Source organism: Undibacterium sp. JH2W, from assembly GCF_049340425.1.
Taxonomy (GTDB): domain Bacteria; phylum Pseudomonadota; class Gammaproteobacteria; order Burkholderiales; family Burkholderiaceae_D; genus Undibacterium.
Map to the genome: position 1 here is coordinate 247596 of NZ_JBMPOT010000001.1, position 14857 is coordinate 262452.

Below are 14857 nucleotides of genomic sequence, written 5' to 3' on the forward strand. Positions count from 1 at the left end.
GCTTGCCTGAGTGTATTTTTATCGGTGTTAACTGATGAGGGAGGCAGTCAGGGCATCAACTTCTTCAGCCGATTCAGACAGGATGGAAAGCAAGGTGCCTTCGCCGACGGCAAAATCAATTTCTGAAGCCGACTGACGTATGCTTTCTGGCGAGCGTGGGTCTAGCGGTGATGGGACTGCTGCCAATTCATTGGCCAGCAATAAGGTGTCGCCCAGGGTTTCCGGTGGCATGACACGCATGCCATACCACAGGGCTTCAACAGCAGATACCACGCGCTTGGGTACCAGCAATTTGTTCAGGACGGCGCGGCCTATGAAGGTTTCATCGGTTTCGGTCAGCGCATCTGGCACGCTCGTTGTCGCATCGACATCCAGTAAGGCCGGGAATTCCTGAGCGCGTGAGAGCAGGTAAAACCCACCTACCTCATGCACGATGCCAGCAAACAAGGCGGTTTCTGCATCGACCTTGCTGACCTTGCGGGCGATCAGGTGAGCCAGGGCGGCAACATAGGCAGAATGACGCCACAGGGCATCCATCCTGCTGCGTATGCCAGGGTCGGAAACTGCGGCACTGAGCTGGCGCATGACCACGGCAGCGGTCACTGAGCGCAGGGTATTGAAGCCGAGTATGGTGATGGCAGTGCGGATATTGGTGACGCCGCCGCCAAAGCGGTTATAGGCTACTGAATTGGCAATGGCTACCACGCGGGCAGACATCAGGGGTTCAGTCATGACCAGTTTTGCGGCTGTCTCTATGCCGCAATCAGGATCGTCGAGTGCCTGTTGTATCTTCAGCGAGGCATTCACATTGGTAGGGAAAACCAAGTCGCCCTTGCTGGCTTGCGCAACGATACTCTTTAATGCTTCCGACTTGTTCATAATATGCTTGTTGGAGCAGACCAGAAAGCAGGGATCTGCCCCACAGCCCGCTAATTTTTATTGAAACCCAGTGCCCTTACCAGTTTACCAGCAGTTGCCTTGATCAAGGATGGCTCTTCCTCAGTATAGTCGTTCCTGGCGGAACTGAGGTTAACTGCTTGCACCCGGCGTATGTGATTGCCGGAAGCATCCAGTTTGAAGGCCGATACTGCCCTGGCCAGGTTATTGGCTTGTTCTTCCATGCTTTCTGCCGCAGCAGCAGCTTGCTCCACCAGCGCCGCATTTTGCTGCGTCATTTCATCCATCTGATTGATGGCGCGATTGACTTCTTCTATGCCTGAGCTTTGTTCCTGGCCCGCTGCCGTGATCTCAGACATGATTTGTGCCACATGTTTGACCGAGCTGACGATTTCATTCATGGTCTTGCCAGCCGCATCGACAAGCTTGCCACCGGTATCGACTTTTTCTACAGAATCGCCGATCAGGGTCTTGATCTCTTTGGCGGCACTGGCACTACGCTGCGCCAGATTACGCACCTCGGAGGCCACTACAGCAAAGCCACGCCCTTGTTCACCGGCACGGGCAGCTTCTACCGCGGCATTCAGTGCCAGGATATTGGTCTGGAAGGCGATGCCATCAATAACACTGATAATATCGACAATCTTGCGTGAGCTCTCCTTGATGGAGTTCATGGTGTGGACAACTTTGCCGACTTCTTCACCACCCTTGATGGCGAAGTTGGAGGCAGAGGTGACCAGGCCATTGGCCTGTCTGGCATTGTCGGCATTATGTCTGACAGTGGCCGTGATTTCTTCCATGGAGCTAGCGGTTTCTTCCAGCGCACCAGCCTGGTTTTCAGTACGTGAAGACAGGTCGGAGTTACCGGTCGAGATTTCTACTGCAGCAATCGCGATGGCATCTGTGCCCTGCCTGACTTCGCTGACGATATTGTGCAGGTTATCGCTCATTTCCTTGAGCGCATTGAGCAATTCACTGATTTCATCAGTACCATCAGCCGCTTCACGGAAAGTCAGTTCACCGGCAGCAACACGCTTGGCGATGACAACCGCATCACGCAAGGGTGTAGTGATGCTGCGCGTCAGGAAGATAGAAAATCCTGCACCAAACAGCAAGATCACCGCGCCTATGGCGAACAGGGTCAGGGTTAATTGCTTGCCCTTGCTTTCTGCCGTGGCGGAAAGCTCGGCAGAAGCCTTGTCCTGAATATCGACTAATTTATTAATCTCCAGCAAAGCTTTTTGTTGCAAAGGGTCAACCTGGGTGGCGATCAGTTTGACGGCTTCTTCACCATTGAATGCCAGCATCATTTTCATGGCTTCCTTGATGGGCACGTCCACTTGCTTGTCGAATTCTGCGACGCTATCGACTATCTTTTTTTCTTCTGCACTGAGGCCCAGGGCAATCAGTTTTTCACGGGTTTCGGCAAAGCGGGCCTGTTGCTTTTTGGAGATGGCTTTTTGCTTGTCGATTTCACCAATATCGCTTTGCAAGCCTATGTTGCGTATGGCAATGCCACCTTCCAGCATGCTGCTCTTCATACTGGCAGCGAGCTCACTTTTATTGTGCGAAAGTTCCAGGCCCGCAACCATTTCCTTGCGGTTACTGGCGCTGAAGATGCTATCGATGACCAGTATCAGTACCAGTGTAGCGAGTATCACCCCAAAGCCCACCGCGAGTCGGGTTCCTATGCGCAAGTGACGCAAATTCATAGTGAATCTCCAAGAAAGAAATACATTGCTACGAGGTCGTGCTTACCTGAATTCTTCAATTCAAAGGACTTAAGCTTCGGTACGCAAGGCGCATGCCAAGGACTGTCAGTCTCAGTTGCCGATTTGATTTGTATGTCGTAAAGATTTCAGATTAGCCTCTTAGAAAAAACTTTTTCATAAAACAACATATCAGAGTCTGGGGAATAGAAAATCTGGTATCGCAGACTAGGCTTAGAATAAGCTACGGCAGTTTATGTCTGGCTAACTAAATCACTTTGTTTCCATACTATGCCAAAATTGCTTTTGCGCAAAGCGTGCATGGCGCAAGTTTTTGTTAAATTCTATTGATCAAGAGCAAGAATACTTATGCCCATATTACTTGGTGTCGTCGTCCTGGTACTGGCTGTCAGTCTGTTAATGGTCTGGATGCGCTGGCGGCGGGCGGCGCGAGCTGACTATATACGCACTTATATGTTTCCACCTGGACTGTTGGAAAGGCTACACAAACAGCGTCCGGACTTGCATCTGAAAGACCAGCAATTGGTCGCCAGGGCTTTACGGCAGTTTTTCCTGGTCTACCTGAAATCCGGTTACAAGCATATTTCCATGCCTTCGCAAGTGGTCGATGACTTGTGGCACGAATTTATACTATATACAAAAAATTATGAGCAATTTTGCAAACAGGCTTTTGGTCGCTATATGCACCATACACCGGCAGCAGTACTGGGTAGCAGCCAGCGCAGCAATGAAGGCTTGCGCCGTACCTGGTGGTTTGCCTGCCTCGAAGAAAACATCAACCCGCGCCGCGCCACCCGCTTGCCCCTGTTGTTTGCCCTGGATGCCAAGTGGAATATCGCCGACGGCTTTCGCTACCAGCCTGACTGTAGCGCCTTGCGCAAGAATGGTGATGGCACAGTGTATTGTGGCGGCGATTTTTATGGTGGCAGCAGCAGTGATACTGCGTATGATTTTGGCGGCACCAGTCACGATAGCGGCAGCAGTGCCGATAGCAGCAGTGACAGCGGGGGGGACAGTTCGGGCTGCTCTGGTGGTTGCGGTGGCGGCTGTGGCGGAGGGGATTAAGCGCGAGGTAGGCAGAATATAAACAGAATATAAACAGAATAAAAGCAGAATCAAGCCAGACTGGGCCTGAGTGCAGCATTACTGCTTTCCAGCCTGTCCATCAGGATTTTCTTTTCACCATCGTGAAAACGCAAGAATTCCAGGCCTATGCGAAAGGCATATTGCGAGAGTATGGTGTACACCATCCTGCTCTCGACTTCGATTTTTTGTGCTACCGCGCCTATATGCAAAGGCGGTAAGCTCATGACCAGTTTGACCCTGCCATCAAAAAACACATTGTAGTCACAAAACATGCTGAGACCATTCTCGGAAATATCATTGATTCTGCCGTAATAACTGTTTTTTTGATCCCGGCCTTCATGAATCAGGGCGATTTCCCACTTCACCAGATAGCGGTTATGGGAACGCAATAGCTGCGTTTTTACTACATTGAATTTGGCCAGGGTGTCGGCGATGGCCGGGTTTTGCGAGGCTGCCAGGTCTTGCACGGCAATCACTTCACCGAGGTCAGGGTTGCTTGCTGCCGGGTCAGTAGACTTATCTGTGACTAAGGCTTGATCCAGTGGTGCAGCAGGAACTGCTGGCGCTATGGGATCAGAGCCATAAGAGACTTTTCTTTTTCCGGGTAGTTTATGCATGATGGCATTATATAGAGGAAGTCAGCATGAATTTCCACAAAGAAATAAAGATAAATGTTTGATATGCCTTTTCTATATTAATACACCTTCATGGTTCTGGTGCTGAATGTTGAATAGATATCCGCAGGTGAAGCTCAAACTGTGCTCAAGACTCTCTTCGCTGGCCTGAATTGCTCACGATAACTGGCTGGCGACAAGCCCGAATGTCGTTTGAACAGGCGGCGGAAGGAACTGGGGTCGCTATAACCCGTGCGCTCGGCCACTTGTTCCAGGGTCAGCGTGGTGGTTTCCAGCAGGCGCTTGGCAACATCCATCTTGACTTGCTGGGCATAGGTGGCTGGCGTGGTATCGAGGGTCTGGTGAAAGTGGCGTATCACAGTACGCTCGCTAACCGCCAGATGCCCTGCCAGGGCAGGCAGGCGAAAAGGCAGATGATGATTCAGGCTCAGCCATTTCTGTGCACGTTGCACCAGCACATTCTCATGCTGATGGGTATCTTGCTGGGTCATGCTCAGCAATTGCATATACGGCATTTGCGATGCACGATTGGCATCAATCAGCAAAGTCTTGGCAACACCGCTGGCAATATCCTGGCCACCAAAGCGCTCCACCAGATGATAAGCAAGGTTCAGGTAACTGGTGGCGGCACCACTGGTCAGTATGTTTTGATATTCATCCAGTATTTCGGAAAGATGCAGGCTGACTTCCGGATAGCGTGCCTTGAAGGCGCGCTCCAGCCACCAGGTCGTCGTGGCATGGCCACCATTGAGCAAACCAGCTTCAGCCAATAAAAAAGTGGCACTGCAATTGGCCGCCAGTACGCTGCCCTGTGCATGCCTGGCGCGTAAAGTCGGTAATAGCCCGCGCATGGCATGTAAATCCGCCGCTAGCCCGGCGACGCCATTCTCCATATAGATGCCCGGCAATAAGACTATGTCCGCCTTGCTGTCTGCAAGTATGGCACCGTCGACGCTCAGGCAGACTTTGGAAGGTGTCACGACAGACTCGCCGTCAATGGAGCGCAGACTCCAACTGAACAGCTGGCCTACCTCATCCTTGTTCTTGATAGCCCAGATGGCATTGGCAACCGCGAACACATCCAGCGGCCCGGTGACCGCAGAAGCCATGCATTGGGGATAGAGCCAGACCTCTATATGTGCCATTTGTCGTAATCTGCATAGAAAGAGTCAATACTGACACTGTCCGCCTTTTCCTGCAATAACTAGAATGCAGACTGCACATCACAGGAAAAGATTATGAGCACAGCAGATACAGCCAATAACACTGCAGCAGAAGAGCAGGCGCAACGCCTCAACCAGTTTGGCACTAAATTCCTGCCCGGCCATCTGGGAATACGGATTTTGAGCGTGGAAAAAGGCAAAGTTACCGCAGAATTGCCGGTCCAGCCACATTTACTGGCCCCAAATGGCTATCTGCATGCTGGCAGTGTCGTGACCCTGGCCGATACCGCCTGCGGTTATGGTTGCATCGCCAGCCTGCCAGAAGGTGCACAAAGCTTTACCACCCTAGAACTGAAATCCAATCATCTGGGCACGGCTCGTGAAGGCACGATCAGCGTCGTAGCCACTGGCGCGCATCTGGGTCGTACTACCCAGGTCTGGGACGCCGTCGTCAGCTACGAAGGCAAGACTATCGCCCTGTTCCGCTGCACTCAAATGATCTTGTTCCCCAGAAAGGATGCATGATGAGTCGTGATGCAGCAACGGTCTTACAGCAATGGCAAGAGCAAGAAGCTGCAGTGCGCGCCCGCATGGCAGAACCCGGCGTCTTAAGTCTGGAACAATTAAAAGCCGTCAGCGGCATTGATTTCCTGCGTGGCATCTTGAATGGTGATTACCCCATTGCCCATATAGGCAAGACCCTGGATTTTATTCCGGTAGAGGGTGAAGCAGGTCACATCGTCTTCCAGGGCACGCCGGGTTTGCAGCATTACAACCCGCTGGGCAGCGTACACGGTGGATATTTCTGCACCCTGCTCGATTCTGCCGTTGGTTGCGCCGTGCAATCCATGCTGCCAGCCGGTATCGGTTACACCACCCTGGAAATCAAGGTCAACCTGATACGCGCCATGAACAGCAAGACTGGCCCGGTGCGTGCTGAGGGCAAGGTCATACAGGTGGGCAAGCAAGTGGGTACGGCAGAAGGCCGTATCGTCGATGCCGCAGGCAAGATATATGCGCACGCGACAACGACTTGTCTGATATTTCCTTTGCCTTGATGCTAATCATACGGGCTTGCTTTCATTTTCAATAAGCAGCAATCCTGAATTCGTCGCTTCTGCGGCGTTTGTTGCATACCATGTTCTAATTGGCATGCAACGAACGCCACCCTACATCACACCAGCAAATCCGCCAGGCTGCGCGCAATGACCTTGGTGGCTTTGCGTAAATCTTCCAGATGCAAACGCTCATCTGCGCGCTTGGCATGAGACTCCAGCACAGTACGTGGCCCCGCGCCATAGATAACGCCAGGTATGCCTGCTTCCGAGAACAGGCGCACATCGGTATACAAGGGTGTGCCCAAAGCAGGAATCGCCTCACCAAATACCGCACCACCGTGTTTTTGTATCGCATCAACAAGAGGCGTATTACCTGGCAATGGGCGCATGGAATTTGCCAGCAGTATGCGTTTTACATCGACGCTGATACCAGGAAATTCAGCCGCGGTATCGTTAATAACTTTGCGCAAAGTCGCTTCGACTTCTGCCGGGTTTTCTTCCGGTATCATGCGGCGATCCAGCTTGAACGTGACGCGGCCAGGGATAACGTTGGTGTTGGTGCCACCTTCTATCGTTCCCACATTCAGGTAAGGGTGGGTGATGCCTTCGACTTTCGATGTGACTTGTTTGTAAAGCGTGTTTTGCGCATACAGGGCATTCAAAATCTTGACTGCTGCCTGCAAGGCATCGACACCTGAGTCAGGGATAGCTGCATGCGCCATCTTGCCATGTACCGTCACTTCCATCTGCAGGCAACCGTTATGCGCCGTGATAACCTGGTAAGAAAAACCGGCAGCAATCATCAGGTCAGGCTTGATCAGATTGTGCTTGAGCATCCAGCCGGGGCCGACTTCGCCACCGAATTCTTCATCATACGTAAATAACAACTCCAGCGTGCCTGCTGTTGGTTTGGCCACTGCTTCCAGCGCCCGCAGGGCAAAGGTATAAGTCGAGAAATCACATTTGCTGACTGCTGTGGCACGGCCATAGATATTGCCGTTTTCTATTTCACCGCCGTAGGGGTTCTTGGTCCAGCCTTCGCCTGGTGGCACCACATCACCATGGGCATTCAGCAGCACGATCTTGCCTGGGCCATACTGGCGACGTACCAGCAGGTTCGTGATGCTTTGCAGGCCTGCTTCTTTGACTTCATTGTTTGGTACAGCATGCTTTTCTGCGCTGATGCCCATGTCTTGCAACAGGTCAGCGGTGCGTTCTGCATGCGGGGTGTTATTGCCGGGTGGTGTGTCGGTAGGAACACGTATCAGTTCTTGCAGGAATTTGACTTGCTCGTCAAAGTGCGCATCTACCCAGGCGTCGAGTTGTTCGTAGTTATTCATGTCTTGTACTTTCTAAATTTTTATTGGATTACTTGGCACCAGCCTGGAACCAGGCACCGACGACTGCACGTTCTTCTTCCGTCATTTGTGTCATATTCCCTATAGGCATGGCCTTCAACTGCACCGCTTGTAAGTTCACCTTGACCGCATTCTGTTTGATCAGTTCTGGCGTATCAAGCTTGATACCGGCAGGTGCAGTGGCAAAGCCAGGCTGGGTAGGTGCAGCTGAATGGCAAGACACGCAACGCTGCTGGATGATGCCCTGTACTTTAGTGAACTGCGCTGCCTCTGCTTCTGCCGCCGACAGGGCAGGGTCAGGCGCTGCCACTTTCGCTGGCGGCTTGGGGGCAATCGCAATCGCCACGGCCAGCAATAAAGTCACGCCAGCCGCAGGGTAAGCCCAGTTGGTAATGCCCTTATGGCGCAGGTTGAAGAAGTGACGTATCAAGACACCCGCCGCCATGATGATCGCCAGCACCAGCCAGTTGTACTCGTGGTTATACGTCATCGCATAATGGTTGCTGATCATGATGAACAGCACCGGCAGGGTGAAGTAATTATTGTGTACGCTGCGCTGCTTGGCTTTCTGGCCGTGGATAGGGTCAGGCGATTTACCCTGCTGCATGGCTTCGACCAGTTTGCGCTGGCCGGGAATGATGAGCATCAGCACATTACCGACCATCATCGTACCTATCATGGCACCGACATGGATATAGGCAGCACGGCCACTGAGGAATTTCGACAACACAAAAGCTACCGCCACAATGAACACGAACATGATGATGCCGAGCAGACCTTCACGTTTGCCCAGCGGTGAGCGGCACAGCAGGTCATACACAGTCCAGCCCACCAGCAGCGTACCCAGGCCTATGCCTATGGCTTGCCAGCTCGTCAGGTCAGCCACGGACTTGTCTATCATCATCGCAGACGCATTGAAGTAATAAACGATGAACAACATCGCAAAGCCAGACAGCCAGGTGGCATAGGCTTCCCATTTGAACCAGTGCAGTTCTTCTGGCAATTCCTTGGGGGCGATCAGGTATTTTTGCGGGTTATAAAAGCCACCGCCATGCACGGCCCACAATTCACCGGACACACCCTTGTTGGCCAGTTCAGAACCGGGCTTGGGCGGGCGGATATTATTGTCCAGCCAGACAAAGTAGAAGGAGGCACCTATCCAGGCAATGCCTGTGATCAGATGCAGCCAGCGGACGATCAGGTTCAACCACTCAGTGCCATACGCAAGTAAAAAAGCTTCCATGTTTTCTCTCATGTTAGAAGCTCGTCTGCCTCCGCGGGGCTCTTCAGACGAGAGGGATATAAAAATATCCCAAAGTGGTCGCGAACCGAAGCTCCGCTGCGACCGGTGTTATTGAGGAATATACCTTCCTATTATTCACGATGTCAGTGCTAAAAAACCACAAAATGTATCTAACTGCTGCAAATGTCTCCTATTGCCGCAGTTAGACCAAGGGCAGGTGCCGTTGGTCCAGCATTAATAGCAAAAAACTTGGTGAAGTCTGGCAACGATAAACTTTTTCCCTACAAACTTCATTGAAAACCAAGTATATTAAAAATACAGATTTCGATATACGTTTGAAGACAGGCATCAGCATGGCACAACTACCCAATCATCTCGATCTGCATCTGATACGCATTTTGTATCTTTTGCTCAGTGAGAAAAACGTTTCCCGCGTGGCTTTGAAGCTTAACCAGCCCCAGCCTTCGATTTCTGCCTCGCTACGCAAACTGCGCGAGCTGACTGGCGATCAATTGCTGGTACGTGGTGGCCGTGGCATGGTGCCTACCCCGCATGGTGAAACCCTGCTCAAGCCTGCCAAGCGCATACTCGATGAAACAGAGCTCTTGTTTGAACGCAAGGTCCCCTTCGTCGCCCAGCAGGAAAGCAAGACCTTCCACATCGCTGCGCCAGATTCCCTGCATGTACAATTCCTGCCCAGCGTCGTCGAGCGCCTGCGCCGTGAATCACCCAAAAGCCGCATCGTCATCCATGGCCTGGGGGCAGAAGTCGATTATGTACGCCACCTGTCTGACGGCGACCTTGACCTTGTCATCGCCAACTGGGACGAGCCACCGCAGCATCTGCATCTATCGAAACTGTTTGAAGACCCCATCGTGTGCGCCATGCGCGCCGACAGCCCGTATGCCAAGCGCACCGGCACTGACGACATGACGCTGGAAGACTACCTGAGCCTGCCGCATGTCGCACCTTCGCAACTCCTGTCCGGTTATCATGGCGTTATCGACGCCCACTTGGAACGCCAGCACCTGCGTCGCAATGTCGTCGTTGAATCTGCTTATTTTGGCCTGATGCCACATATGCTGACGCAGTCCGACATGGTCCTGACAACAGGCAAGCAATACCTGAGCTTTTATGAAAAAAGCCTGCAACTCAAGACTTTTTCCATCCCCATCAAATTCCCGCCACTGCGTTTTTACCAGCTCTGGCATGAACGCGTCCATCATTCACCAGAACACAGATGGCTGCGTGAGCAGATTGCCCAGGCAGCCAAGTCTCTGATGAGCAAATAGCTTTTTTAACTGCCGCGGTAAGTTGAATAAGCCCATGGCGACACTACCAGCGGCACATGGTAATTCTGGCTGGCATCGGCCACGCCAAAAGCCAGGGTCACGCGGTCTATGAATTTGGGGCTGGGCAGGTCCAGGCCCTGCTTGTCGAAATAATCGCCTGCCGCAAATACCAGCTCATACAGGCCTGGCTTCAGGCTGTCACCTTCCAGCAAGGGCGCATTGCAGCGGCCATCATGGTTGGTGGTTTCTGTCTTCAGCAGGGTTTTCTCACCTGCATTGACGGCATATAACTCCACCTGCACACCCACGCCGGGTTTGCCAACGGTGATGTCCAGCACATGTGTACTGAGCTTTCCCATACTGATCTCCTATATTGATGACTTGAAATGCGCTATCAGCCAAATCTTATACTGCCAGCAGTCTATCAATATACTATCGAAGATATACAGATCATGAAGACAGCAGCACATTGCAGGCCGGAATTGGGCTTAAGCTTCATCATCATCATGCCGGGACAACACCGGTCACATTAATGAATACGTACAAATAACAGGCACAACGCCTGAGCAATTATGACGACAACTCTGGACCACCTGAACCACTGTAGCACGCAAGACTTTGTGCACATCCTGCACGGTATCTATGAACATTCACCCTGGATACCTGAACGGGCTGCCGCCAGCCGCCCCTTTGCCAGCATCACGGCTCTCAAGCTGGCCTTGCAAACCGTGGTCAGCCAGGCGACGGAGGCAGAACAACTGGGCCTGATCCGTGCTCACCCCGAGCTGGCAGGCAAGGCCGCCATCGCCGGAGAATTGACGGCAGAATCGACCGGTGAACAGGCCAAGGCGGGCCTGACCAATTGCAGCCCTGAAGAATTTTCGATACTGCACAAGCTCAATGCCGACTACAACAGCAAGTTTGGTTTCCCCTTCATCCTCGCCGTCAAAGGGCCGGATGGCAAGGGCTTTACGCGGGAAACCATCATCGCCACCTTCCAGCGTCGTTTTAAAAACCAGCGTGCAGACGAGCTGGCAGAATGCCTGCGCCAGATAGGCCGCATTGCTGAACTGCGTCTGAATGATTTGCTCGAACACACTCTGCAATTCGGCAACACCATCATGCAATGGTCAGAAACCCTGGCCGCCTGGAGCGATGATGAAGATGGCCTGACCTGCGCCTACATGACAGCCGCGCACCAAAAAACTGCAGAGCAACTGGCAGCCTGGATGCGCGAAGCTGGCATGCATGTGCATATCGATGCAGTCGGCAATGTGGTGGGCCGCTACCTGTCTGATGCAACCGACGCCAAGACCCTGCTGACCGGCTCCCACTATGACACCGTCTGCAATGGCGGCAAATACGATGGCCGCGAAGGGATCCTGCTACCCATCGCCATCGTCAAGTATCTGAACGACAGAAATGAAAAACTGCCTTTCAATTTCGAAATCATCGGCTTTTCTGAAGAAGAAGGCGTGCGTTTCAAAAGCACCTTCCTCGGTAGTAATGCCGTCATCGGCCAGTTCGACCTGGCCTTGCTGGACAAGACCGATGCAGACGGCATCAGCATGCGTGAAGCACTGACTGCCGCCGGACATGATGTCAAACAAATCCCGGCCATAGCGCGTGACCCTGCACAAATCCTGGGCTATGTAGAAGTGCATATAGAACAAGGCCCGGTCTTGCTGGGCCGTGACCTGCCAGTGGGCATCGTCACTTCCATCGCCGGCAGTTGTCGCTATCAGGTGCAACTCAAAGGTGTCGCCAGCCACGCTGGCACCACACCCATGAGCATACGCAAGGATGCTGCCGCTGCTGCAGCAGAAATCATTTTGTATGTAGAACAGCGTTGCGCCAATGGAACGTCCCTGGTTGGCACCGTAGGCCAGTTACAGGTGCCGCATGGTTCAGTCAATGTCATCCCCGGCTCCTGCAATCTTTCGCTCGATATCCGCGCCGCTGACGATGCTACCCGCGATGCCGCGGTGAATGACATCCTGGCAAAGATAGACGCCATCTGCCAGCGCCGCAATATTGAAGTCAATATAGTCAAAGCCGTATCAGCCCCGGCAGCGCCTTGTGCCCCATGGCTGATGCAGCAACTGGCAGCAGCCACGCAAAGGGCAGGTTTGCCCGCCTTTGAATTGCCATCAGGCGCAGGCCATGATGCCATGGCGATAGCAAAGATGACCGATGTGGCCATGCTGTTCACCCGCTGCGGCAACGGCGGCATCAGCCACAACCCACTGGAAACCATGAGCGCTGACGATGCAGAAGTCTCGGCCCAAATCTTGCTCGATTTTTTAAGGAGTTTTAAGGGTAGGGATTAGGACCAAAGAGCTCACCACAGAGACACAGAGGAAGGAAAGACTTCTTGCAAGAAGTCTTCGTTCCGCAGGCATGCGGCATGCCGCATGAATTCCCTGCTACACCACAGAGAAAAGCATGAGAAAACCTTTTTCTGTTTTGTTTTTCCTCTGTGCCCCCTCTGTGTCTCTGTGTTGAGAGGTTTTTCTGTACCCGTTTTACCAGGATTTCTGGCGCCACTTTCAGTATTGCCTGCATCAGCTTCGCAATGAAGACCTGATGCAGGACCAAGACTGAGCTTGAGCCTGCTGCCATGTTTGTGCTTGATAGCGCAACATGGTTTGAGGCGACGCAAGAATATGCTTTCACCGGCATTTTTTTACGACGCAGATCAATCCTGACGAGATGTCTTCTTCCAGTTCGTGGAGGATGTGCTTCGTCAGGCAGCAGTAAAAAGCGCAGTCGGACTATATGTTTCGGCTGTATTTGTAGCCGCTTTTCCTGACGACACCATCGTCAGGAAGGCAAACCAGGAGTCTTGCACATGATGCATTTCCCCGTCATACCGATTACCAGTCGCCTAAATCTTTAGCAGCTCAGTATGTGCATTTCCAGCCATCACTGACAAAAAATTCCGTCAGAGAACCCAGCAGTGATGTGTCAAAAAAACCAAACCATCAAGCAAGGAAGAGACGATGCAAACAGCGACACACCCGGTAGATGAAAAGCTACCAGCAGCAAAATTATTCACTCTGGGCATACAGCACGTGCTGGTGATGTATGCCGGGGCGATAGCCGTGCCTCTCATTATCGGCGGTGCCCTGCACCTACCCAAAGACCAGATAGCCTTCCTCATCAATGCCGATTTATTCTGTTGCGGCCTGGTGACCTTGATACAAGCCCTGGGCATCTGGAAGTTTGGCATACGCATGCCTGTCATGATGGGTGTCACCTTTGCGGCAGTCGGCCCCATGGTGGCAATGGCGGGTAACCCGAATCTGGGCATACTCAGCATTTATGGGGCAGTGATTGCCTCCGGTATTTTTGGTCTCATTATTACGCCCTTCATGAGCCGGGCTGTCAGGTTTTTCCCGCCTGTGGTTACCGGCACCATCATCACCGTCATCGGCATTACCCTCATGCGCGTGGGTATCAACTGGGCCGCGGGTGGGCAAGCAATGATCTTTGATGCAGCAAGCAAATCCATGCAGCCCAATCCCAATTATGGTGCGCCTGAGAACCTGGCGATTGCATTCTTTGTGCTGGTCTCCATCATGCTCATGACACGTTATTTGCGCGGTTTCCTGGGCAATATCTCGGTCTTGCTGGGCATGGTGGCGGGCTTTGTGGTTTCGCTGGTCTTGGGCAAGGTCAGTTTTGATGGCCTGGGTGAGGCAGGCTGGTTTGCCTTCATCATGCCGTTTCAATATGGCATGCCAAGCTTTGACCTGGGTGCCATCATAGGCATGTGCCTGGTCATGATAGTCACGATGGTCGAATCGACAGGCATGTTCCTCGCCCTGTCTGAGCTTACCGGCAAGCGCATCAGCAATGAAGAACTGGCGAATGGCTTGCGGGCTGACAGTCTGGGCACGGTCATCGGCGGTGTCTTCAATACTTTTCCTTACACCTCGTTTTCACAAAACATAGGCCTGGTTGGTGTTACTGGTGTACGCAGCCGTTATGTCTGCGCGGCTGCGGGTGTGATATTGGTGGCGTTTGGCATGTTCCCCAAAATGGCGCATGTGGCGGCATCGATACCTGTGTATGTACTCGGTGGTGCAGGCATAGTCATGTTTGGCATGGTGGCGGCCACCGGTATCAAGATACTTGGTAATGCCGGGCTCAATCACCAGCGTCATAACCTGTTCATCGTTGCCGTCAGCATAGGGGCAGGCATGATACCGCTTGTAGCACCACAGTTTTTCTCTCATCTGCCGCACTGGCTGGGCACGATAGTCGATAGCGGCATCTTGCTGGCCACCATTGCGGCAGTGACGCTCAATCTGTTTTTCAACGGTCAGGGTGCCGAGTCTGAAGCCAAGGCATTTGCCATGGCGGCGGCTCACAGCTCCGACCATTAATTTA

General features: G+C 52.6%; 13 protein-coding genes. 6 read left to right on the top strand and 7 right to left on the bottom strand.

The window, feature by feature from the left end:
- Positions 1-27 precede the first annotated feature (27 nt).
- Positions 28-879 (bottom strand): HDOD domain-containing protein, encoded by an 852-nt coding sequence (locus tag ACO0LC_RS01115; RefSeq protein WP_422999772.1) that lies wholly within the window; start codon positions 877-879, stop codon positions 28-30.
- A 50-nt stretch (positions 880-929) separates the two neighbouring features.
- A complete protein-coding gene (locus ACO0LC_RS01120; protein ID WP_422999774.1) occupies positions 930-2609 on the bottom strand; it encodes a methyl-accepting chemotaxis protein in 1680 nt (559 codons plus the stop codon).
- Between the two features lie 366 nt (positions 2610-2975).
- Here ACO0LC_RS01120 and ACO0LC_RS01125 point away from each other — a divergent pair, with 366 nt between their 5' ends.
- The gene (locus ACO0LC_RS01125) at positions 2976-3692 is read left to right on the top strand and encodes a glycine-rich domain-containing protein (RefSeq protein WP_422999776.1); all 717 of its coding nucleotides are present in this window, start codon (positions 2976-2978) and stop codon (positions 3690-3692) included.
- Positions 3693-3742: 50 nt separating this feature from the next.
- Here ACO0LC_RS01125 and ACO0LC_RS01130 read toward each other — a convergent pair whose 3' ends face one another.
- Both ACO0LC_RS01130 and ACO0LC_RS01135 read right to left on the bottom strand, forming a co-directional pair.
- Entirely contained in the window at positions 3743-4330 is a 588-nt protein-coding gene (locus ACO0LC_RS01130) for a PilZ domain-containing protein (protein ID WP_422999778.1), read from the bottom strand.
- Between the two features lie 134 nt (positions 4331-4464).
- Positions 4465-5493: a GlxA family transcriptional regulator gene (locus tag ACO0LC_RS01135; RefSeq protein ID WP_422999780.1), complete on the bottom strand. Its 1029-nt coding sequence runs from the start codon at positions 5491-5493 to the stop codon at positions 4465-4467.
- A gap of 93 nt (positions 5494-5586) precedes the next feature.
- Here ACO0LC_RS01135 and ACO0LC_RS01140 point away from each other — a divergent pair, with 93 nt between their 5' ends.
- Complete coding sequence (locus ACO0LC_RS01140) at positions 5587-6036, top strand: PaaI family thioesterase (protein ID WP_422999782.1); 450 nt, start codon at positions 5587-5589, stop codon at positions 6034-6036.
- The gene (locus ACO0LC_RS01145; protein ID WP_422999784.1) at positions 6033-6569 is read left to right on the top strand and encodes a PaaI family thioesterase; all 537 of its coding nucleotides are present in this window, start codon (positions 6033-6035) and stop codon (positions 6567-6569) included. The genes ACO0LC_RS01140 and ACO0LC_RS01145 overlap by 4 nt, the downstream gene beginning before the upstream one ends.
- A gap of 116 nt (positions 6570-6685) precedes the next feature.
- On the opposite strand, the gene ACO0LC_RS01150 is transcribed toward ACO0LC_RS01145, so the two are convergent.
- Positions 6686-7909, bottom strand: a complete 1224-nt coding sequence (locus ACO0LC_RS01150; RefSeq protein ID WP_422999786.1) for a M20 family metallopeptidase — start codon at positions 7907-7909, stop codon at positions 6686-6688.
- 28 nt (positions 7910-7937) lie between these two features.
- Entirely contained in the window at positions 7938-9170 is a 1233-nt protein-coding gene (locus ACO0LC_RS01155) for a urate hydroxylase PuuD (RefSeq protein WP_422999788.1), read from the bottom strand.
- Positions 9171-9523: 353 nt separating this feature from the next.
- Here ACO0LC_RS01155 and ACO0LC_RS01160 point away from each other — a divergent pair, with 353 nt between their 5' ends.
- Positions 9524-10462, top strand: a complete 939-nt coding sequence (locus ACO0LC_RS01160) for a LysR family transcriptional regulator (RefSeq protein ID WP_110254977.1) — start codon at positions 9524-9526, stop codon at positions 10460-10462.
- A gap of 5 nt (positions 10463-10467) precedes the next feature.
- On the opposite strand, the gene uraH is transcribed toward ACO0LC_RS01160, so the two are convergent.
- Positions 10468-10821, bottom strand: coding sequence for a hydroxyisourate hydrolase (gene uraH, locus ACO0LC_RS01165; RefSeq protein WP_422999791.1), 354 nt, complete (start codon positions 10819-10821; stop codon positions 10468-10470).
- A gap of 213 nt (positions 10822-11034) precedes the next feature.
- Here uraH and ACO0LC_RS01170 point away from each other — a divergent pair, with 213 nt between their 5' ends.
- A complete protein-coding gene (locus ACO0LC_RS01170; RefSeq protein ID WP_422999793.1) occupies positions 11035-12792 on the top strand; it encodes an allantoate amidohydrolase in 1758 nt (585 codons plus the stop codon).
- 672 nt (positions 12793-13464) lie between these two features.
- Positions 13465-14853, top strand: a complete 1389-nt coding sequence (locus tag ACO0LC_RS01175) for a nucleobase:cation symporter-2 family protein (protein ID WP_422999795.1) — start codon at positions 13465-13467, stop codon at positions 14851-14853.
- The last annotated feature ends 4 nt before the right edge of the window (positions 14854-14857 follow it).

Bases quoted from the DNA above. Each gene is read 5' to 3' on its own strand.
- ACO0LC_RS01160 (WP_110254977.1), top strand. From the start codon at position 9,524: ATGGCACAACTACCCAATCATCTCGATCTGCATCTGATACGCATTTTG.
- ACO0LC_RS01125 (WP_422999776.1), top strand. From the start codon at position 2,976: ATGCCCATATTACTTGGTGTCGTCGTCCTGGTACTGGCTGTCAGTCTG.
- ACO0LC_RS01170 (WP_422999793.1), top strand. From the start codon at position 11,035: ATGACGACAACTCTGGACCACCTGAACCACTGTAGCACGCAAGACTTT.
- ACO0LC_RS01145 (WP_422999784.1), top strand. From the start codon at position 6,033: ATGATGAGTCGTGATGCAGCAACGGTCTTACAGCAATGGCAAGAGCAA.
- ACO0LC_RS01150 (WP_422999786.1), bottom strand. From the start codon at position 7,909: ATGAATAACTACGAACAACTCGACGCCTGGGTAGATGCGCACTTTGAC.
- ACO0LC_RS01135 (WP_422999780.1), bottom strand. From the start codon at position 5,493: ATGGCACATATAGAGGTCTGGCTCTATCCCCAATGCATGGCTTCTGCG.
- ACO0LC_RS01140 (WP_422999782.1), top strand. From the start codon at position 5,587: ATGAGCACAGCAGATACAGCCAATAACACTGCAGCAGAAGAGCAGGCG.
- ACO0LC_RS01120 (WP_422999774.1), bottom strand. From the start codon at position 2,609: ATGAATTTGCGTCACTTGCGCATAGGAACCCGACTCGCGGTGGGCTTT.
- ACO0LC_RS01115 (WP_422999772.1), bottom strand. From the start codon at position 879: ATGAACAAGTCGGAAGCATTAAAGAGTATCGTTGCGCAAGCCAGCAAG.
- ACO0LC_RS01130 (WP_422999778.1), bottom strand. From the start codon at position 4,330: ATGCATAAACTACCCGGAAAAAGAAAAGTCTCTTATGGCTCTGATCCC.
- ACO0LC_RS01155 (WP_422999788.1), bottom strand. From the start codon at position 9,170: ATGGAAGCTTTTTTACTTGCGTATGGCACTGAGTGGTTGAACCTGATC.
- uraH (WP_422999791.1), bottom strand. From the start codon at position 10,821: ATGGGAAAGCTCAGTACACATGTGCTGGACATCACCGTTGGCAAACCC.
- ACO0LC_RS01175 (WP_422999795.1), top strand. From the start codon at position 13,465: ATGCAAACAGCGACACACCCGGTAGATGAAAAGCTACCAGCAGCAAAA.